The 20,505-nt window shown below is 56.4% G+C and carries 17 protein-coding genes; 9 read left to right on the plus strand and 8 right to left on the minus strand.

Going from position 1 to position 20,505, the window contains the following annotated elements; translation table 11 throughout:
• Positions 1-2 precede the first annotated feature (2 nt).
• The gene (locus FHW17_RS07865; protein ID WP_182509556.1) at positions 3-791 is read right to left on the minus strand and encodes a GntR family transcriptional regulator; all 789 of its coding nucleotides are present in this window, start codon (positions 789-791) and stop codon (positions 3-5) included.
• Positions 784-1,671: an N-acetylglucosamine kinase gene (locus FHW17_RS07870; protein ID WP_182509557.1), complete on the minus strand. Its 888-nt coding sequence runs from the start codon at positions 1,669-1,671 to the stop codon at positions 784-786. Before FHW17_RS07870 ends, FHW17_RS07865 begins: the two co-directional genes overlap by 8 nt.
• Positions 1,672-1,869: 198 nt before the next feature.
• Here FHW17_RS07870 and FHW17_RS07875 point away from each other — a divergent pair, with 198 nt between their 5' ends.
• The 8 genes from FHW17_RS07875 to FHW17_RS07910 all read left to right on the plus strand — a co-directional run bounded on the left by FHW17_RS07875 (position 1,870) and on the right by FHW17_RS07910 (position 10,887).
• On the plus strand, positions 1,870-2,781 hold the full coding sequence (locus FHW17_RS07875) for an N-acetylmuramic acid 6-phosphate etherase (RefSeq protein WP_182509558.1): 912 nt from the start codon (positions 1,870-1,872) through the stop codon (positions 2,779-2,781).
• A gap of 34 nt (positions 2,782-2,815) precedes the next feature.
• The gene (locus FHW17_RS07880) at positions 2,816-4,075 is read left to right on the plus strand and encodes an ABC transporter substrate-binding protein (RefSeq protein ID WP_112529022.1); all 1,260 of its coding nucleotides are present in this window, start codon (positions 2,816-2,818) and stop codon (positions 4,073-4,075) included.
• 171 nt (positions 4,076-4,246) lie between these two features.
• The gene (locus FHW17_RS07885) at positions 4,247-5,197 is read left to right on the plus strand and encodes a sugar ABC transporter permease (protein ID WP_182509559.1); all 951 of its coding nucleotides are present in this window, start codon (positions 4,247-4,249) and stop codon (positions 5,195-5,197) included.
• A gap of 11 nt (positions 5,198-5,208) precedes the next feature.
• A complete protein-coding gene (locus FHW17_RS07890; protein ID WP_112529026.1) occupies positions 5,209-6,048 on the plus strand; it encodes a carbohydrate ABC transporter permease in 840 nt (279 codons plus the stop codon).
• Complete coding sequence (locus FHW17_RS07895) at positions 6,045-7,112, plus strand: Gfo/Idh/MocA family oxidoreductase (RefSeq protein WP_182509560.1); 1,068 nt, start codon at positions 6,045-6,047, stop codon at positions 7,110-7,112. Before FHW17_RS07890 ends, FHW17_RS07895 begins: the two co-directional genes overlap by 4 nt.
• A gap of 28 nt (positions 7,113-7,140) precedes the next feature.
• Positions 7,141-8,142: an ABC transporter ATP-binding protein gene (locus FHW17_RS07900; protein WP_112529030.1), complete on the plus strand. Its 1,002-nt coding sequence runs from the start codon at positions 7,141-7,143 to the stop codon at positions 8,140-8,142.
• A 209-nt stretch (positions 8,143-8,351) separates the two neighbouring features.
• Positions 8,352-9,413, plus strand: coding sequence for an L-glyceraldehyde 3-phosphate reductase (gene mgrA / locus FHW17_RS07905; RefSeq protein WP_112529032.1), 1,062 nt, complete (start codon positions 8,352-8,354; stop codon positions 9,411-9,413).
• 154 nt (positions 9,414-9,567) lie between these two features.
• Positions 9,568-10,887 carry a UDP-glucose/GDP-mannose dehydrogenase family protein gene (locus tag FHW17_RS07910; protein ID WP_113096324.1) on the plus strand — a complete coding sequence of 440 codons (1,320 nt, stop codon included), beginning with the start codon at positions 9,568-9,570 and terminating at the stop codon, positions 10,885-10,887.
• Between the two features lie 406 nt (positions 10,888-11,293).
• Here FHW17_RS07910 and FHW17_RS07915 read toward each other — a convergent pair whose 3' ends face one another.
• The 6 genes from FHW17_RS07915 to FHW17_RS07940 form a co-directional block, all read right to left on the minus strand.
• Complete coding sequence (locus tag FHW17_RS07915) at positions 11,294-12,979, minus strand: glycosyltransferase family 39 protein (RefSeq protein ID WP_182509561.1); 1,686 nt, start codon at positions 12,977-12,979, stop codon at positions 11,294-11,296.
• A gap of 25 nt (positions 12,980-13,004) precedes the next feature.
• Complete coding sequence (locus tag FHW17_RS07920) at positions 13,005-13,325, minus strand: lipid-A-disaccharide synthase N-terminal domain-containing protein (protein WP_091877876.1); 321 nt, start codon at positions 13,323-13,325, stop codon at positions 13,005-13,007.
• Positions 13,318-14,049, minus strand: coding sequence for a glycosyltransferase family 2 protein (locus tag FHW17_RS07925; protein ID WP_112529040.1), 732 nt, complete (start codon positions 14,047-14,049; stop codon positions 13,318-13,320). The genes FHW17_RS07920 and FHW17_RS07925 overlap by 8 nt, the downstream gene beginning before the upstream one ends.
• Before the next feature lie 140 nt (positions 14,050-14,189).
• On the minus strand, positions 14,190-15,839 hold the full coding sequence (locus FHW17_RS07930) for a thiamine pyrophosphate-binding protein (RefSeq protein WP_182509562.1): 1,650 nt from the start codon (positions 15,837-15,839) through the stop codon (positions 14,190-14,192).
• Positions 15,823-17,010 carry a CaiB/BaiF CoA-transferase family protein gene (locus FHW17_RS07935; RefSeq protein WP_182509563.1) on the minus strand — a complete coding sequence of 396 codons (1,188 nt, stop codon included), beginning with the start codon at positions 17,008-17,010 and terminating at the stop codon, positions 15,823-15,825. The genes FHW17_RS07930 and FHW17_RS07935 overlap by 17 nt, the downstream gene beginning before the upstream one ends.
• 5 nt (positions 17,011-17,015) lie before the next feature.
• Positions 17,016-17,972 (minus strand): alpha/beta hydrolase, encoded by a 957-nt coding sequence (locus FHW17_RS07940; RefSeq protein WP_182509564.1) that lies wholly within the window; start codon positions 17,970-17,972, stop codon positions 17,016-17,018.
• A 784-nt stretch (positions 17,973-18,756) separates the two neighbouring features.
• Between FHW17_RS07940 and ettA the strand changes: the two genes are divergently transcribed.
• Positions 18,757-20,406: an energy-dependent translational throttle protein EttA gene (ettA, locus tag FHW17_RS07945; protein ID WP_112529048.1), complete on the plus strand. Its 1,650-nt coding sequence runs from the start codon at positions 18,757-18,759 to the stop codon at positions 20,404-20,406.
• The last annotated feature ends 99 nt before the right edge of the window (positions 20,407-20,505 follow it).

The raw sequence follows: 20,505 nt of genomic DNA on the forward strand, positions 1-20,505 counted from the left end.
GGTCAAAGTACTGCTCCTGAAATTTCCGAGGAGTCGCCGAGCTTCAGCTCCGCGACGAATTCATAGGCGTCCGCCCGGTAAATCGATCGGGTGAACTCGATCACTTTTCCTGATTCAAGATAGGATATGCGTTCGATGTTGAGGCTGGCGGAACCGGCGGGAACCTCTAGCAGCTTGGCATCGGCCTCTTTCAGGATCGCCGCCGAAATGCGCTGGATAGCGCGGGCCGGGCGATTGCCGCCTTCCGCAAGCACCGCATAAAGCGAGAGTGTCACCAGTTCCGGATTGGGCAGGACATGAATGGACAGGGCGGCGCGTTCAATGGCCATGGGCGTATCATTGGCAACCCGCAAACGGCTGATCCGCGCAACCTTCTCGCCGGATGACAATCCGAGCGTGACCATCTCTTCCGGCGATGGCGCATAAATGCCGCGATCAAGCCAGGTGGAACGGACGATCATGCCGCGCCGCGCCATATCTTCGGTGAAGGATGTGAGATGCGAAAGCGATTGCTCGACCCGTTCGGAACGGGGCGCGACAAATGTGCCTGATCCATGCCGCTGAACAAGCAGCCCAGTGTTCACCAGACCCTGAACAGCTTTACGGACAGTGACGCGCGAAATATCGGCGATGGTGGCGAGTTCCCGCTCCGGCGGCAATGCATCGCCCGGTTGCAACATGCCGTCACGCACAGCCGTTTCAATCAGCCGTTGCAGTTTGACATAGAGCGGACCGCCGCTGGTGGAGTTATCATTGAGCGTCGGCAGGATATCGATCAGACCGTCAGCCATGCACCGCCTCCTTGCTTGCGGACGCGAAATTCTTCACGGCCAACTGTACGGCACCTGTCAGCGCATCGTTCAGCGGTTTTTGCAGTTTTGCCCTGTAGCGGGCGGAAAGGCGCTCTTCGAACAATGCACCAAGGCCGCCAATCAGCGACAGGCGCTCTTGCCCTGCAGGCATGATCGCATCCAGACCTTCTTCAATCTGTGTCGCTGCTTTCTGCAGGATAGCCAGTGCCACCGCATCGGTATTGGCGGCATAATCAAAAACCAGAGGAGCGAAGCTGCCAAAATCGCTGGGGCGAGCCGAATGGGCAAATTCGACGATGTTGTATGGGCTGTTTTCAAAACGTGCCATGACGCTGTCTGTCAGTGGCGAGGCAGGATGAACGCGGTCATGGGCCAGCAGCGTCTCTTCAAGAAGGTCGCGACCAATGCGCGCGCCGCCGCCAAGATCACCAACCTTGAAGCCCCAGCCTCCGGCAAAACGAATATCATTGCCTTCGCGTGTGATGAAGAAAGACCCCGTGCCAATGATAACGACGGTGCCGTCATTGTCGCCGAGCGCACCCTGCAGCGCGATCACGCCATCCGATGCAACCAGAGAGCGCTGAAAGGGTAGGGTTATCTGCAGCTTCGCGCCATTGCCGCCAACAATGGCCCCGGCAAGTCCGAGAACTGCGGCTGTGGATGAAATCGCAGCATGATCAATACCGGCGTCGGTAAAGGCAGCGCGCGTGGCGTCGAGAATATTCAGACGCGCAGTCTCCATGTCGGTCATGATATTGGCCGAACCGCTCTTGCCGGTGCCCAGAACATGGCCGTTCATATCAGCCACGGCTGCCCTGCAGCCCGTTCCACCACCATCAATTCCCAGGAGATATGTCACATCAATTGCCCTCCGAAAAATAGAATACCAATAAAATACCAATAGCCAAGCGTTAATTCCATGTTTTTTCCACTTTTAATTATCATATTGATTTTATTATCAAATTTAGTTTATGCAAAAATCAGTTCAGGATTTTTTTAAGAACTGCTGGACAAGTGGTATTTTTTTGGCATTAATTATCGCAATGAGGAGAGGCGAGTGGTGGTAACCCGTACCGAGCAACGCAACGACAAGGCATCCGGACTGGACGAGCGATCGCCAGAAGATGTTTTGCGTTTGCTGCACGAGGCGCAAATCGAGGCTGCGGCTTCGGTGGCGCGCGCAACGGATTCCATCGCCAAGGCCGCATTGCTGGCCGCCGAGACTCTGGCCGCTGGCGGGCGTATCGCCTATGCCGCTGCGGGCAGTTCCGGCTTGATGGCCCTTGCCGACGCGCTCGAATTGCCCGGCACCTACGGCATTGCCCCTGACCGCGTGGTCATTCTGCTGGCGGGCGGTATTGAAAGCCTCAATCGTCTTGCAGGCAGCTATGAAGATGATGTCGAACAGGCTGCCAGAGATATCGCCGATACCAACCTTGGCCGTGGCGATTGCCTGATTTCCATTTCCGCCAGCGGCACCACGCCCTATGCGCTTGCAGCGATCGACGAAGCCAAGCGGCGCGGGCTGAAAATCATTGCCATTGCCAATAATCCTGATGTGCCGCTTTTCGCGCAGGCTGATGTTGCCATCATGCTGGAAACGCCGCCGGAAATCGTCGCCGGGTCAACCCGGATGGGAGCAGGGACTGCGCAGAAGATTGCGCTCAACCTCCTGTCGACGCTGATGGCCGTGCATCTCGGCCATGTGCATGACGGCTATATGGTCAATCTCGTTGCCGACAATGAAAAGCTGCGCGAGCGCGCCGCAATCATCGTTTCGGCCATCGGCGCCTGTGACATCGCGCACGCAAAGCAGCATCTGGCCTCATCTGGCGGTTCGGTGAAATCGGCCATTCTGCTGGCCGCCGGAGCCGCCAATGCAAAACAGGCATCACACATTCTCGAAGGCAATCAACAGAGGCTACGCCCGGCGCTTTCGGAACTCAAAGGGAGCCTCGGCTCTCGTTAACGGCACTGCTCAAAGGGTGCAACAGGAGACTAAAATGGGAAGCACGACTTTAAAAACACTGCTTATGGCAACCAGCGTGCTGGCTTCGGCCGGTTTTGCTCATGCTGCGGATACCACGCTGACAATCGAAAGCTGGCGTACCGACGATCTTGCCATCTGGCAGGACAAGCTCATTCCGGCCTTCGAAGCGAAGAATCCGGGGATCAAGATCAAGTTCGCGCCAACACCGCCAACCGAATATGATGCTGCTCTTGGCGCCCGCTTCGATGCAGGCAGCGCCGGTGATATCATCACCTGCCGTCCTTTCGACAAGTCGCTGGAACAGTTCAAGCGCGGCAATCTGTCGAGCCTGAAGAGCCTTCCGGGCATTGAAAACTTCTCTCCGGTTGCCAAGGCCGCCTGGAGCACGGACGATGGTTCCGACACGTTCTGCGTGCCGATGGCCTCGGTTATTCACGGCTTCATCTACAACAAGGATGCCTTTGACAAGCTGGGCATCACTGTTCCAACGACGGAAGCTGAATTCTTCGCCGCTCTCGACAAGATCAAGAAGGACGGTACCTACATTCCGCTCGCCATGGGCACCAAGGATCTCTGGGAAGCCGCAACCATGGGCTACCAGAACATTGGTCCAAACTACTGGAAGGGTGAAGAAGGCCGTACTGCGCTGATCAAGGGTACGCAGAAGCTTACCGATGCGGATTGGGTTGCGCCTTACAAGACACTGGCCAAGTGGAAGGATTATCTCGGCGACGGTTTCGAAGCCCAGACCTATCCGGACAGCCAGAACCTGTTCACACTCGGTCGCGCTGCAATTTATCCTGCCGGTTCGTGGGAAATCTCGCTGTTCAACACACAGGCCCAGTTCAAGATGGGTGCATTCCTGCCACCGGTCCAGAAGGCTGGCGACACCTGCTACATCTCTGATCACGCCGATCTTGGCGCAGCGATGAATGCGAAGAGCAAGAATCCGGAAGCCGCCAAGAAGTTCCTGTCATGGGTCGCTTCGCCTGAGTTCGCCGACATCTATGCCAATGCGCTGCCGGGCTTCTTCAGCCTGTCGTCGACACCGGTGAAGATGAAGGACCCGCTGGCGCAGGAATTCGTGTCATGGCGCGAAAAGTGCAAGCCAACGATCCGCTCGACCTATCAGATTCTGTCGCGTGGCAAGCCGAACCTTGAAAACGAAACCTGGGTTGAATCGGCCAATGTGATCAATGGCACCGACACGCCAGAAGTTGCAGCCAAGAAGCTGCAGGACGGTCTCGACAGCTGGTACAAGCCTGCGAAATAAGCAATCCGATGTCGGGATGGCGCATGCCGTCCCGGCATTTTCTTTATCGCGAGCAGGTTTTGTCGATCTGTTCCGGATATTGCGATTATTGTCGCCCATTCATTTGACCAACGGCAGTCGTGGACCGGTTTTCCATAACCAACAAATCAAGAAGCAGGGGTTTGCGATTTAATGAGCACGGCCGACTATACCCAGTCTGACACGGGTCAGGACAAACGCACACGGCGCTGGCACATCCTTGTGTTCCTGCTGCCGGCGGTGATCGTCTATACGGCAATCATGATCCTGCCATTGATCGAGACATTGCGCCTGTCCCTGTTCAATGAGGTTGACGGCCACAGCGTGTTTGTCGGCTTCGGCAATTTCCAGACCCTGTTTGGTGAGCCGCGCTGGTCGGCCAGTTTCTGGAACGCTTTGCGCAACAATTTTGTCTTCTTCCTTATCCATATGCTGGTGCAGAACCCGATCGGCGTTGCTCTTGCTGCGCTGCTTTCCGTGCCAAAGCTGCGGTTTGGTGCATTTTATCGAACCGTGCTGTTTCTGCCCACGCTGCTTTCTTTCGTGATTGTCGGCTTCATCTGGAAGCTGATCCTGTCACCAATCTGGGGTGTATCGCCTTACCTGCTCGATCTGGTTGGCTTGAAATCGCTGTTCGCGCCATGGCTGGGCAAGCCCGATACGGCGCTTATCACCGTTTCGCTGATCTCTGTCTGGCAGAATGTCGGCATTCCAACCATGCTGATCTACGCTTCGATGCTCAGCATTCCCGAAGAGGTTCTGGAAGCTGCCGAATGCGATGGCATTACCGGCTGGAGCCAATTCTGGAAAATCAAGCTGCCGCTGATCCTGCCATCCATTGGCATCATCTCGATCCTCACTTTTGTCGGCAATTTCAATGCCTTCGATCTTGTCTACACGGTGCAGGGCGCGCTGGCGGGGCCTGACGGTTCGACGGATATTCTGGGTACGCTGCTTTATCGCACCTTCTTCGGTTTCCAGCTGCAGATCGGTGACAAATCCATGGGCGCGACCATTGCCACGGTGATGTTCCTCATCATCCTGACCGGTGTCTGCATCTATCTCTTTGCCATCCAGCGGCGCATGCGCCGGTACCAGTTCTAGGAAGGTTCATCATGGCAAAAGCCCGCACATCGCTTCTCCGCTCCGGTTTCGTTCATCTGGCGTTGGTCATCTATACATTGATCGCGCTGTTTCCGGTGTTCCTGACCGTCATCAACTCGTTCAAGGACCGGGCGTCGATTTTCCGCAATCCGCTTGGTCTGCCCGATGCAAAGAGTTTCAGCCTGATCGGTTATGAATCGGTGCTCAAGCAGGGGGACTTCACCCTGTACTTCCAGAACAGCCTGATCGTCACCTCCGTGTCGATTTTCTTTGTGCTGCTGTTCGGTGCCATGGCTGCCTTCGCATTGTCGGAATACCGCTTCCGCGGTAACGCAATGACGGGTCTCTATCTGGCCCTTGGGATCATGATCCCGATCCGGCTTGGCACTGTGGCTATTCTTCAGGGCATGGTCGCAACGGGCCTCGTCAATACGCTGACCGCGCTGATCCTCGTCTATACGGCGCAAGGGCTGCCGCTTGCCGTGTTCATCCTGACCGAATTCATGCGCACCGTGTCCGACGATCTGAAGAATGCCGGGCGTATTGACGGTCTGTCTGAATATTCGATCTTCTTCCGGCTGGTGCTGCCTCTGGTGCGGCCAGCCATGGCCACGGTTGCCGTGTTCACCATGATCCCGATCTGGAACGATCTGTGGTTCCCGCTGATCCTTGCACCGAGCGATGCGACCAAGACCGTCACCTTGGGATCACAGGTGTTCATCGGCCAGTTTGTCACCAATTGGAATGCGGTTCTGGCGGCGCTGACCCTCGCGATCCTGCCGGTGCTCGTCCTTTACTTCCTGTTCTCGCGGCAATTGATCCGCGGCATTACATCCGGAGCCGTCAAATGAGCGCGAATACGCAAAAGCCCGTGCGGGTTCTGGTTGCAGGGCTTGGCAATATGGGCCGAAGCCACGCGCTCGCCTATCACAACAATCCCGGCTTTGAGATTGTCGGACTGGTGAACCGCTCCGTCGTGCCGCTGGCTGAAGAGCTTCAAGGCTACACAATCCATCCATCGTTCGAACAGGCGCTTAATGATCTCAAGCCGGAACTGGTTTCGATCAACACCTATTCCGACAGCCATGCGGATTATGCGGTTGCTGCCATGGCAGCGGGTGCCGATGTCTTTGTCGAAAAGCCGCTCGCAACCACCGTTGCCGATGCGGAACGTGTGGTGGCAGCCGCCAAGCAATATGGCCGTAAACTGGTGATTGGCTATATTCTGCGCCATCATCCCTCATGGGTGCGGCTGATCGGCGAAGCGCGCAAGCTCGGTGGGCCCTATGTCTTCCGCATGAACCTCAACCAGCAGTCGAGCGGCCCCACATGGGAAACCCACAAGGCGCTGATGCAGACCACTTCGCCCATCGTTGATTGCGGCGTACATTATCTTGATGTGATGCTGCAGATCACCGATGCGAAGCCCGTTCAGGTGCGCGGCATGGGCGTGCGGCTCTCTGATGAGATCGACGCCAAGATGTACAATTACGGCCATCTTCAGGTGCTGTTCGATGACAATTCCGTCGGCTGGTATGAGGCGGGTTGGGGTCCGATGATCTCGGAAACGGCCTTCTTCGTAAAAGACGTCATCTCGCCCAATGGCTGCGTGTCCATCGTCATGGACCAGAACGCCAAGTCGGATGATATTGACTCGCACACCAAGACATCGACCATCCGGTTGCATTCGGCCAAAAGGGGCGCCGATGGGCGTTTTGCCAAGCCGGACGAACTCCTCAACATGGCGGGCGAACCCGGTCATCAGGATCTTTGTGATCTGGAGCAGGCCTTTGTACTGAAAGCCATCCGTGAAAATCTCGACCTTGGCCGCCACATGCAGGATGCCGTGCGATCGCTCAGTGTTTGCCTTGCGGCGGATGAAAGCGTGCGCACCGGCAAGCCGGTTGACCTTTAATTAAAAGTTTGAAGACGGGAACAAGACATTGGGTTCTTTGAAGATTGAAAATATTCGCAAGTCTTTTGGCAATGTGGACGTGCTGAAAGGCATTGACCTTGAGGTCAAGGACGGCGAATTCGTGATTTTTGTCGGACCATCCGGTTGTGGCAAGTCGACCCTTCTGCGCGTGATCGCAGGGCTTGAGGACGCGACCTCAGGCGAGATTCTCATCGACGGCAAAAAGGTCAACAACACGCCGCCGGCAAAGCGCGGCATCGCCATGGTGTTCCAGACCTACGCGCTCTACCCGCATCTTTCTGTCCGGGACAATATGGGTCTTGGTTTGAAACAGGCAGGCAAGCCCGCCGAGGAAATCAAGGAACGCACCAAGGCCGCATCTGCCATGCTATCACTCGATGATTATCTGGAGCGCCGTCCGGCGGAACTATCGGGTGGTCAACGTCAGCGCGTGGCTATCGGGCGTGCCATTGTGCGCGAGCCGCAGCTGTTTCTCTTCGATGAGCCCCTGTCGAACCTTGATGCGGCCTTGCGCGTCAACACGCGGCTTGAAATCGCCCGCCTGCACCGGCAGCTCAAGGCAACCATGATCTACGTTACGCATGATCAGGTGGAGGCTATGACGCTGGCCGACAAGATCGTGGTTCTCAACAAGGGCCGGATCGAGCAGGTCGGCTCGCCCATGGAGCTTTATAATTCGCCGCAGACTTTATTCGTGGCTGGTTTCATTGGTTCGCCGCAGATGAATCTGATCGAAGGTGCAAAGCTCGGCGACGCCACGGCAAAGACGGTTGGCATTCGCCCTGAACATATTCAGGTCAGCAACACATCAGGAACGTGGAAGGGCGGGGTTATCCATGTGGAACATCTCGGTGCGGATACAATCATCTATCTGCAGACCGATTTCGGCCCGCTGACGGTGCGGCTGTTCGGTGAGCATCAGTATGAGGTCGATCAGGTGCTTTATGCGACACCGGATGCCGGGCGCACCTATCGCTTCGATGACAAGGACATGATCATCAAGGCTTGACGCCTAACTCCGCAGAACGGCGCACACCCGGCGTTCTGCGGATGCCAAGGTTTTACGTAGAATACGTAAATTACGTACAATACGTATTATCGCGCTTCGGCTTTGCCAATTCCTGTCATGACATCATTATGACTTTCGTTCATAGTCCGGCGCGCTGAAACGGGAATCGTCCGGCTTGGCGAGACAGATGACAGGGAAGAGAATAAGCCATGAAATGGACTCCAGACTCCAAACGCTATGACACGATGAAGTATAATCGCTGTGGCAAGAGCGGCCTCAAACTACCGTTGATTTCCCTGGGGTTGTGGCACAATTTCGGTCATGACACGCCGCACCAGACCAAACAGGCGATCTGCCGTCAGGCTTTTGATCTCGGCATTACCCATTTCGATCTTGCCAATAATTACGGCCCGCCGCCCGGTTCGGCTGAAGAAGCTTTTGGCGAAATCCTGCGCAATGATTTCAAGGGCTATCGTGACGAGCTGATCATCTCTTCGAAGGCCGGTTATGGCATGTGGCCGGGGCCCTATGGTGAATGGGGCAGCCGCAAATATATGATTGCCAGCTGTGACCAGAGCCTGAAGCGTCTGGGTCTCGATTATGTCGATATTTTCTATTCGCATCGCTTTGATCCGGATACGCCACTGGAAGAAACCATGATGGCGCTTGACCACATCGTGCGCTCAGGCCGGGCGCAGTACGTTGGCATTTCGTCCTACAATTCGCACCGCACCCGTGAAGCGGCGGCAATTCTGGAAGAGCTGGGCACGCCATGCCTTATCCATCAGCCGAGCTATTCCATGATCAATCGCTGGATTGAAGAGGACGGGCTTGTCGACACGCTGGAAGAACTCGGCATTGGCTCCATCGTGTTTTCGCCGCTGTCACAGGGCATGCTGACGGACAAATACCTCAAGGGCGTGCCTGATGAGAGCCGCGCTGCACAGGGCAAGTCGCTTAATCCGGCATTCCTCAGCGAACAGAACCTTGCCAATATCCGCGCTTTGAACGCAATTGCATCGAAGCGTGGCCAGACATTGGCGCAGATGGCGCTTGCCTGGGTGCTGCGTCGCGGGCGGATTACTACGGCGCTGATTGGTGCCAGCAAGCCGCAGCAGGTTATCGATTGCGTCAAGTCTTTGGAAAATCTTGAATTTACCGACGCCGAGCTTGCCGAAATCGATACCTATGCGAATGATGCCAACATCAATCTGTGGGCAGCATCAGCCGAGCGCCGGGGGCCGGACCGCACACCGCCGAAACTTGCTTGAACCACCGTTGAAACGCTCTAGATAAGAGACATCGAAAACGCCAGTCGCGACCTCGTGGCTGGCGTTTTAAATTGGACAAAACCCCGCAATTGGCAGCGCCGCGCGAATATGCGACATGTCTGCGCGAAATTGATGTTACGGATGGGATAGTGCGATGAAGATTGCGATGATCGGGACTGGCTATGTCGGTCTGGTTTCGGGTGTTTGCTTTGCCGAATTTGGCTTTCAGGTGACCTGTGTCGACAAGAACCCTGCAATCATCGAGCGCCTGCAGGCTGGCGAAGTGACAATCTACGAGCCCGGCCTCGACGAACTCCTCACCCGCAATGCCCGCGATGGTCGCCTGATTTTTACCACCGAACTGGCATCAACCGTGGCCGATGCGGATGTGATTTTTATTGCCGTGGGGACGCCTTCGCGGCGCGGCGACGGTGAGGCCGACCTCCAATATATCTATGCGGCGGCCGATGAAATTGCGGCGGCCATGAAGCCCGGCGCCGTCATTGTCATCAAGTCTACGGTTGTCGTCGGCACCAATGCGGATGTGCGCGCCCATATCGCCAAGGCGCGGCCCGATGTGCCGTTCTCCATGGTTTCCAATCCCGAGTTCTTGCGCGAAGGCTCGGCCGTGGAAGATTTTCTGCGTCCCGACCGCGTTGTGGTCGGTGTGCATGACGAGCGCGGTGCCAACGCCATGAGACGGGTCTATCGCCCGCTTTACCTGCGTGAAACGCCGATGATCGTAACGACACTCGAAAATGCCGAAATCATCAAATATGCCGCCAATGCCTTTCTGGCGATGAAGGTGACTTTCATCAATGAGGTCGCTGACCTTTGCGAAAAGACCGGCGGCAATGTGCAGGACGTGGCGCGCGCCATTGGTATGGACAACCGTATCGGCTCGAAATTCCTGCATGCGGGACCGGGCTTTGGCGGATCGTGTTTCCCCAAGGATACCCGCGCCTATGCAGCAACTGGGCGCAAGATGAATGCACCGCAGACGCTGATCGAACAGGTTGTGACCGTCAACGAGCAGCGCAAACGCTCCATGGCCGAGCGGGTGATTGAAGCGGCTGCCAAAAGCGGTGCCAAGACCGTTGCGGCGCTGGGTATCGCCTTCAAGCCGAACACCGATGACATTCGCGAGTCGCCGGCGCTCGATATTATTCCGGCCCTGCAAAAGGCTGGCCTGACCGTGCGCGCGCATGACCCGGAAGCACGGTCAGCAGCCGAACCTGTTTTGCCCGGTGTTCTCTGGTGCAAGTCAGCCTATGAGGCCATTGACGGCGCGGATATCACGGTGCTCCTGACCGAATGGAACGCCTACCGCGCGCTTGATCTGAAGAAGGTCGCCCATTTGATGAAGGGCAATGTTCTGTTCGATCTGCGCAATGTTTTCGGCGAGCAGGATCTGGAAGGGTCCGGGCTGGAATACCATTCCCTTGGCCGCCCGCGGTTGGGTCAGAGTACTTAATGCGATATACCAACTGCAATAAAATGGTGCGTGGTTCGACAGGCTCACCATGAGGGAGATGGGTGGGTTGCAACGATAATCACCAACATTGCAGCATACCCAATCGTCAATGTTGAAGAACTTGGTTCCGTGCAACCCATCCATCTCCGTCATCCTCGGGCTTGACCCGAGGACCCATAATTTAAAAGCGCCAAGCATCCAGGTCTGTTTGACTTCTTTAGCCGTGAGTCCTCGGGTCAAGCCCGAGGATGACGGAGAGAGGCGCGGTGTGAGAGCCAAATCCGTCAACGTTGGTGATTGGATATTCTGCAATGTTGGTGGCTATCGTTGCAACGCTCCCCCTCCCTCATGGTGAGCCTGTCGAACCACGCACAGCAGCATCTGCAATCGCAAAGATACAGCAAGCTTACCGAGCAGCCTTATAAAGCGTGATCGTTGTCTTGCGGCCCTTGCTGTAGTTGATCCCCGAAACGCTACCAACTGCCACAACGGATTTTTCGCCCTGAGGCAGGTTTTGCAAAAACTCTGCCTGATTGCGCTCATCAACCGCTGAAATCGCGCAGGCGGGGTTGTCGAGCAAGTATTTTGCTGCGCCCGCACCATCGGTCAGCACAGTCTTTGTGCCAGCCAGAAAAACAAGGCTGGGCTCCGCATAACCGGCTGACGCCAGCACGCTGTCGGGGCAGGGCTTTGCTGCATTGAAGGCATTGTTGATGGCGGGGCTCATCCAGATCGGTGTGATGGCGGGGACAACGCCCCATGTGAGCAGAGCCAATGTCACGATGCCAAAGCCAGCCGCTGCCTGCACGGCGCGTTTCAGATCATCCTTCAGCACGAGCCCGCTGGCAAAGATGCCTGCGGCTGCCGCTGTGAAGAAGGCAATAATGCCGGGAATTGTCACCGTATGGGCCATCACCCATGGCAGAACCGTGCCTGCGCCCATCAGGCCAAGCGTGGCGACGGCAAGTCCGAGCAGCGTCAGGCGCTCCAGCCAGATTTGCCAGCGTCCGCGATAGGGCTGGCTTGCGATGCCCGTGTCCACGGCCCATGCCATCATCAGCAAAAGTGCGGGGTAGGCGGGCAGGATGTAATGCGGCAGCTTGGTCGGGATCATCTCCGTCACCAGCCAATAGGGAATGTACCATGCCGTCAGAAAGGCCAGACGCGGATCGGTGCGGAAGCGGCTCAAAGCCTGCAGGCCGCCGCGAATGGCCATGACGCCGAACGGCCAGATGAAGACCACGAAAATCACGGCGAAATAGCCGGGTGGCGCGCCGTGGCTTTCCTGTCCATCACCCACTTTGGAAAGCAGATCGTTACCAACGGATTCGTTGAAGAAAGCGCCACCGCTTTTCAATGTGATCAGGATCAGCCATGGCAGGACAATAATCAGAAGAATGGCCATGCCGGTCAGGGGTTTCAGGCGTTTCAGCCATTGCCATTCACGATAGAAAAGGCAGAGCGTGGCTGCGGTGAGGACGCTGACAAAAGGTGTGATCGGGCCTTTGATCAAGACGCCTACGGCTGTTGCGATCCAGAAAATGAGGGCAGGTGCCCATTTGGCCGGAGCATTGTTGCGGCTGGCCATCCACATGGAGGCGAGCGCACCTTGCGCAAATATCACGGTGGCGAGCAGGGTGGCATCGGTCTTGGCCACACGCGCTTCAAATCCAAGCATGACAATGGCTGCCAGCGCCATGCCCGCGAGGAGGCCGGCGCTTTGGCCGAACAGAAAGGCACCGAGCGCAGCTGTGGCCAGAACAGCAAGCGTAGCGCCGATCACCGATACGAGCCGGTAGGTCCAGACTGGTGCCGTATGGTCATAGCCTGTCACTTTCAGGACAGCGCTCTGGAGCCAGTAAATCCCGACGGGTTTTTTGTAACGCGAGGCATCCTGAAAGCGGATATCGACGTAATCGCCGGTTTCCGCCATCTGGTGCGTGGCCTGAATATAGCGCGATTCATCGCGATCGAGCGGCGGGATAGAAGCAATTCCCGGCACGAATGAGACGAGGCAGATGAAAATAAGCAGCAAATAGTGGCTGAAACGGAGTTTTGCGGTGCCCGCAGAGGCAGGGTCAGAATGGGTCATGATCGCGCCTTGCTGTGCCTTTGGCTCACGTATCCTGCGTCATTGCTTTCTTTTCATTGGCAATCAGCCAGAGATTGCGGATGTAGACGAAGAGGCCCAATCCCTGTCCGGCAATGAATACCGGGTCCTTGCGCACGATGGCATAGATGAACAGCAGCACACCGCCGAACAGCGAGAAGAACCAGAATGTGACAGGCACGACACTGCGCTTGGCTTTTTCCGAGGCGATCCACTGCACCACGAAGCGCATGGTAAAGCAGCCCTGTGCAAAGAAGCCGAGAAGTATCCAGGCGTCAAACTGGGCAACGAAGACCGAGTGAAGCCAATTGCTAATTGCGTCAGCCATGGCTGATCTCCGTAATTGTTGGAACGGTCTTGCGGCGCTTTCTCAGCCACCACACGCCATAAAGGTCAAGAATACCGCGCAGACCGCGATCGAGAATACCATAGTTGGATTTGCCGTGGCGACGCTCCCGGTCCACCACATCCACATGAACAACACCATAGCCTTCGCGGATCACGAGAGCAGGCAGATAGCGATGCCAGCCGTCGAAGAACGGCAGTTCGCGGAAAAGCTGGGTGTGCAGTGCCTTCAAGCCGCAACCGGAGTCGCGCGTATTGTCCTTGAGGATCGCGCCGCGCAGGTTGTTGGCAAGCTTGGAAGAGATCTGCTTCAGCTTGGTGTCGGTGCGCTTCAGGCGTTGACCGGCGGCAATGCCGACAGCCGGGCCAGCTTCAATCAATGCATCGGCCAGTTTTGGCAGATAGGCGGGATCATTCTGGCCATCACCATCCATAGTGACGACAATTGCACCCTTGGCTGCGAAAACGCCTGATCGTACGGCGGCACTCTGGCCTGCTGATTTGTCATGCCTGACGTGGCGCAGCGGCTTGCCCGCGCGTATGCGTTCGCCCAAGGCATCGCCGGTTCCATCAGTCGAGCCATCATCCACGACCACTACCTCGTAGCTGCGGCCTTCCATGGCTGCATCCACTTCGTCGAGAAGAAAGGCCAGATTGGCGGCCTCGTTTCGGCATGGAATTACAATTGTGATTGCCGGATTGCTCAAGTTGCAGACTTTCGTATTATCTGGTCAGGCGCGCTCCATAGAGCATCGGACGGCAAATAGGAAGCTGTCCTATCTGCCGTCCGATGCTCTAACATTGAAAGAGCCGCCTTTCCATCCTCAAATCATTCAACAGGGAATGATCAACGCTTATTGCGAATATCCGTCAAGGTCTTGGCAGGGGTGATCGCCTCCGGATCAAGCCGGATTTCAATGATCGATGGTTTGCCGCTTTGAACAGCCCGCTGCCATGCGCCTTCGAAATCCGCGGTGGCTTCAACCGTCTCGCCATGGCCGCCATAGGCGCGGGCCAGCATGGCAAAATCCGGGTTGGTCAAGTCGGTTGCCGAGACACGTCCGGGATATTCCCGCTCCTGATGCATGCGTATGGTGCCATATATATTGTTGTTGATGACAAGCACGATGATGGGCAGGTTATATTTGACCGCCGTCGTAAAATCCTGACCATTCATCAGAAAACAGCCATCCCCGGCAAAACAGACGACCGTTCGTTCAGGGTAAAGTCGCTTTGCTGCGACAGCAGCGGGGAGACCATAGCCCATCGAGCCGGAGGTTGGGGCGGCCTGCGTGCCGAAACGGCGGAAGCGGTGGAAACGATGCAGCCATGTGGCGTAATTGCCCGCACCGTTGGTCATGATTGCGTCTTCGGGCAGAACGCTTTCAAGATAAGTCATGATCGGGCCCATGGCGACATTGCCGGGACCGGTTTGCGGCGGCGTCGACCATTTGAGATAGGCCGCATGTGCAACTTCAGCTTCATCAGGCCAGTTGATGTGCGATGGCGGCGCTAAATGCTCGACCGCCTCGGCAAAGGCATCCGGCGCGGCATTGATAGCGAGTGCGGGGCGATAGACGCGGCCAAGTTCATCCGCATCGGGGTGTACATGGATCAGCGTCTGCCTGGGGTAGGGACTGTCCATCAGCGTATAGCCGGATGAGGGCATTTCGCCGAACCGGCCACCAACAAGCAGAAGCACGTCGGCTTCCTTCACACGCGTACCAAGCGCCGGATTGATGCCGATGCCGACATCGCCAGCGTAATTCGGGTGAAGATGATCGAACAGCATCTGGCGGCGGAAGGAACAACCGACCGGCAGGTGCCATTTTTCGGCAAAACGGGTGATGGAGCGAACAGCCGCTTCATCCCAGCGCGAACCACCGAGAATCATGAATGGCTTTTTGGCACCCTGCAGAAGGTCGGCAAGTTTCTCGATACTGGCGGATGAGGGGCCCGTTGCAACAGGCTGCCAACCCTGCGCGGCAACAGCTTCCACCTTGTCTGTCAGCATATCCTCCGGCAGGGCAAGCACGACAGGACCGGGACGCCCTGATGTTGCCACGGAGAATGCGCGGGTGACAAATTCCGGGATGCGGCGGGCGTCGTCGATCTCGGCTACCCATTTGGCAGTGTCGGCAAAGAAGCGGCGATATTCCACTTCCTGAAAGGCTTCACGTTCGCGCGCATCGCGCTGCACCTGTCCGATGAACAGAATCAGCGGCGTTGAATCCTGCATGGCGATGTGAATACCCGGCGAGGCGTTGGTGGCTCCCGGACCGCGCGTGACAAAGCAGATGCCGGGCTTGCCGGTGAGTTTACCCCATGCCTCTGCCATCATCGCCGCGCCGCCTTCGGCCCGGCAGACTGTCACACCCACATCGGCATCCACAAGCGCATCGAGCACCGCGAGGTAGCTTTCGCCGGGAACGCAAAACAGCTGTTCCGCGCCATTGGCCTTGAGTGCTTCTACGATCAATTCACCGCCGGTTTTCATCGGATGCGTCCTTTAATTCCTGGAGAATGTCTGCGCTGTGTTCGCCAAGACGTGGCGATGGTCGGTTATAGGTAAGGGGTGTTTTTGACATGACAATCGGCGTGCGCACCGAAGGGATTGTGCTGCCATGGGCATCGTCAAGATCGAGCCGCAATTGCCGCGAGACGATCTGCGGGTCATCGAACATTTCGCCGATCCGGTTGATTGGCCCGGCTGGAACCGCATTTTGCGCGCAGGCTTCAAGCAGATCGGCCCTTGTGCGCTTTTGTGTTTCCGCCCGGATCAGGGTGGTCAGTTCGGTGCGGTTTTCCAGTCGGGATCGATTGGTCAGAAAGCGCGGATCGGCACTGAGACCATCCAGCCCCATAATTGCGCAGAACCGCGCAAACTGCCCGTCATTGCCAACAGCAAGGATCATATGGCCGTCGGAGGTTGGGACCACCTCATAGGGTGAAATATTCGGATGCGCATTGCCCATGCGGTTGGGGCTATTGCCAGTGGCAAGATAATTCATCGCCTGATTGGCCATCACGGCGGATTGAACATCAAACAGCGCCATATCGACCTGCTGGCCTTCGCCGGTTTTTTGCGCATGGGCGAGCGCCGCCTGAATGGCGATGACCGAATAAAGCCCGGTAAAAACATCGGCGACGGCAAGGCCAACCTTCTGCGGTTCGCGCTCGGGCTCGCCAGTGACCGACATCAGGCCGGACATGCCCTGAATGATAAAGTCATAGCCCGCCTGACTGGCGTAAGGACCCGTCTGGCCGAAACCTGTAATGGAGCAATAGACAAGGCGGGGATTGTCGGCACTGAGTGTTTGATAGTCGAGGCCGTATTTTTTCAGGCCGCCAACCTTGAAGTTTTCGAGCACAATATCGGCTGTCCTGCACAGCGCCCGAACCGTTTCCTGACCTTCCGGCGAGGTGAAATCAACCGTAATGGAACGCTTGCCGCGATTGCAGGAATGGAAATAGGCGGCGGAGAGTTTCTCACCCTCTTTGCTGGTGATGAAGGGCGGACCCCAGCCACGGGTCTCGTCACCACCGGCAGGATTTTCCACCTTGATCACGTCAGCGCCGAGATCAGCGAGGATTTGTCCGGCCCATGGCCCGGCAAGGACGCGGGCGAGTTCGATGACGCGCACGCCTTTGAGGGGAGCTTCAGTCATGATTGTCAGGTGCGCTCCAAATTTACTGCTTGTTTCTGAACGACTCGAACTGCCCATTGGGTGAAGTCAGCCATAATCACGTCGCGGTTGATTTCATTCAACCCTTCATGGCGGGTGTCTTCGTAAACTTTGCTGGTGACATCGGAGAAACCGAGTTTTTGCATCCGGTTTGCGAGATCACGCACGGCGCTGCCTTTTGCCGTCGCGGGGTCTTGCCCACCGCCAGCAAGATTGAACGGCAGAACGCGCCTGATCTTGGCAAGTGCGGTGTTATCAGCGCCTCCAAAGGTAAAACCGAAGACATCGCGCCACATGCTGACCGAGGCGTCCCAGCCGCATAGAGGGTCATTGACATAGGCGTCGACTTCCTTGGGGTCGCGGGAGAGCCAGTCAAACGGCGTGCGGGCATCCTTGATACCGCGCGCCCATGTCTGAAAAGTCAGTTTGGGCAAAAGCATGCTCGGCACATCGGAGCCGAGGAACATGCGTTCGGCCCGCAAAATGCCCTGTGCCAGTCTCCCCGATAGTCCGACGGAAAAATTGGCATTCCAGATCGCCGCTGCCTGAACCTTCTCCTGATACTCAATCACATAATTGAGGCCGACCAGCCCGCCCATGGAATGTCCAAACAGAATGAGCGGTAATCCCGGATGGCGAACGCGGGCGATGGCATTGATGACGTCCATGTCCTTCAGCACCAGCCGCATGCCATCGTTCTGGGCAAAGCGGCCAAGCGGCGCTCCCTCCGCCTTGGTGTATCCATGGCCGCGATGATCATGGGCATAGACATGAAAGCCCTGGGCATTCAGATGCTCTGCAAAACGCTGGTAACGCAGGCAATGTTCTGCAAGGCCGTGGCTGATCTGGACAATGGCTTTACCGGAACCTTCAGCGGGTGAAAAACGCATGGCAAGCGCCGCGCCCGTCGATGACCGGATCGTTTCAATGTCTGCAAAACTCATTCATGCCTCCCACGGGCCTCCCTTGCCCAAATAGAAGTGGTTCTGTTTGGGTAAGGGAGACTCCGGAACACTTGAAAGGGTGGCGCGTGATTAGTCAATCCACAATAAATTCTGCGTAAATTTGGGTATGTTTGCGTATTTCTGCACAATAAATAATCATCGATTGGGTGGTGCAATTTTATTTTGCAAAACCTCTTGCAAACGACAAAAACTTGCCGCAAAACTTCACTCAGAAAGAGATTGAACCCCGTATCGTCTCTCAATTGTCTCCCGGCTTTGATGCTGACGGAACGCTTGATGCAGCGTCGAGGGACAATTGTTTGAGCCGGGATAGTCAGGTCTTTGCCAGTTACATGGCCGTTCAGGGGAGAAGAGGACGCTCCCCAAATACGGCGCCAGAGGGGAAACCGGGTGACGGAAATATCCGCGCCCGGTTTCGCTCGTTTTGGGGTGAGGGAGTAGGGTGGGATTGCAGTGCCATGGGTGCGTGGTTCGACAAGCTCACCGTGAGGGAGAGTGTTGGCTGCAATACAATGCTAATCGCCAAAATTGCAAAACTTGACTACCTGCTACCCACCCCTCTTCCTCATGGTGAGCTTGTCGAACCACGCACCCATGGCAAAGCAGACAGGCAGTAGGGACGGCAAATTCCATTGCCGACACTGTACAAAAGACCCCCATATCCCGAAATAAACACCGCGCGCATTGCCACCCGCGCACCTTTCGCCTACATACGGCGCAAATTCATGTCCCAAAAATCCCGAACATCGGAGTGACGCGCGTTATGGCACGCCAATTCATTTATCATATGGCCGGCCTGAACAAGGCATATGGAACCAAGAAGGTTCTCGAAAACATCCATCTTTCCTTCTACCCCGACGCCAAGATCGGTATCCTCGGACCGAACGGTGCGGGTAAGTCGACGATCCTCAAGATCATGGCTGGCATGGACAAGGAATATACGGGCGAAGCCTGGCTGGCCGATGGCGCCACCGTTGGCTATCTCGCCCAGGAACCCTACCTTGATCCCACCAAGGATGTGATGGGCAATGTCATGGACGGTGTTGCGGACAAGAAGGCCATTCTTGATCGCTACAACGAATTGATGATGAACTATTCCGACGAAACCGCCGATGAAGGCGCCAGGTTGCAGGATATCATCGACGCCAAGAACCTCTGGGATCTGGAATCGCAGGTCGAGATGGCCATGGAAGCATTGCGCTGCCCGCCCGGTGATTCCGGTGTGGAAAAGCTGTCGGGTGGTGAGCGCCGCCGCGTGGCGCTTTGCCGCCTGCTGCTGTCGCAGCCCGACCTTCTGCTGCTTGACGAACCAACCAACCACCTTGACGCCGAAACCACCGCATGGCTGGAAAAGCACTTGCGTGAATATGCCGGCTCCGTCCTGCTGATCACGCATGATCGCTACTTCCTTGACAATGTAACGGGCTGGATTCTCGAACTCGACCGTGGCCGCGGCATTCCTTACGAAGGGAACTACTCCGCCTATCTTGGTGCCAAGTCCAAGCGCATGTTGCAGGAAGGCCGCGAGGACGATTCGCGCCAGAAGGCTCTGGAGCGCGAGCGCGAATGGATTTCCGCCAGCCCGAAGGCCCGTCAGGCCAAGTCAAAGGCGCGTATCAAGGCCTATGATGCGCTGGTTGATGCCGCCAATGATCAGCGTCCCGGCGATGCGCAGATCATCATCCCCGCAGGCGAGCGCCTCGGACAGGTGGTTATCGAAGCTGAAAACCTGACAAAATCTTTCGGTGATCGCGTTCTTATCGAGAACCTGACTTTCAAACTGCCTCCGGGCGGCATTGTCGGCATCATCGGGCCGAACGGTGCGGGTAAGACCACGCTGTTCAAGATGATCACCGGGCAGGAAAAGCCGGATTCCGGTTCAATCCGTATCGGTGAAACGGTTCATCTCGGCTATGTCGACCAGAGCCGCGATCACCTCGCAGCCGAAAAGAACGTCTGGGAGGAAATCTCCGGCGGCAATGAAATCATCAAGATCGGCAAGAACGAGATGAATTCGCGCGCCTATGTTTCGGCGTTCAATTTCAAGGGCGGCGATCAGCAGCAGAAGGTTGGCAATCTTTCCGGTGGTCAGCGTAACCGCGTTCACCTTGCCAAGATGCTGCAATCGGGTGGCAACGTCTTGCTCCTTGACGAACCGACCAACGATCTGGACACGGAAACGCTGGCGGCTCTTGAGGATGCACTGGAAAAATATGCTGGCTGCGCCGTTATCATCAGCCACGATCGTATGTTCCTTGACCGGCTGGCAACGCACATTCTGGCATTCGAAGGTGACAGCCACGTTGAATGGTTCGAAGGCAACTTCGAGGATTATGAGAACGACAAGATTCGCCGTCTGGGACCAGACAGTGTCAATCCAAAGCGTCCAAGCTATAAGCCCCTCACACGTTAAAAAGTGCGGGCGCGCTAATAAGATCGGGAGGGTGGCAACACCCTCCCATCACCGATTTTGACATTTCCATCAGTGATATTGGCTGGTTTTAATATTCAA

Origin of the sequence: Phyllobacterium sp. P30BS-XVII (assembly GCF_014138335.1) — a bacterium.
In the GTDB taxonomy this organism is placed as follows: domain Bacteria; phylum Pseudomonadota; class Alphaproteobacteria; order Rhizobiales; family Rhizobiaceae; genus Phyllobacterium; species Phyllobacterium meliloti.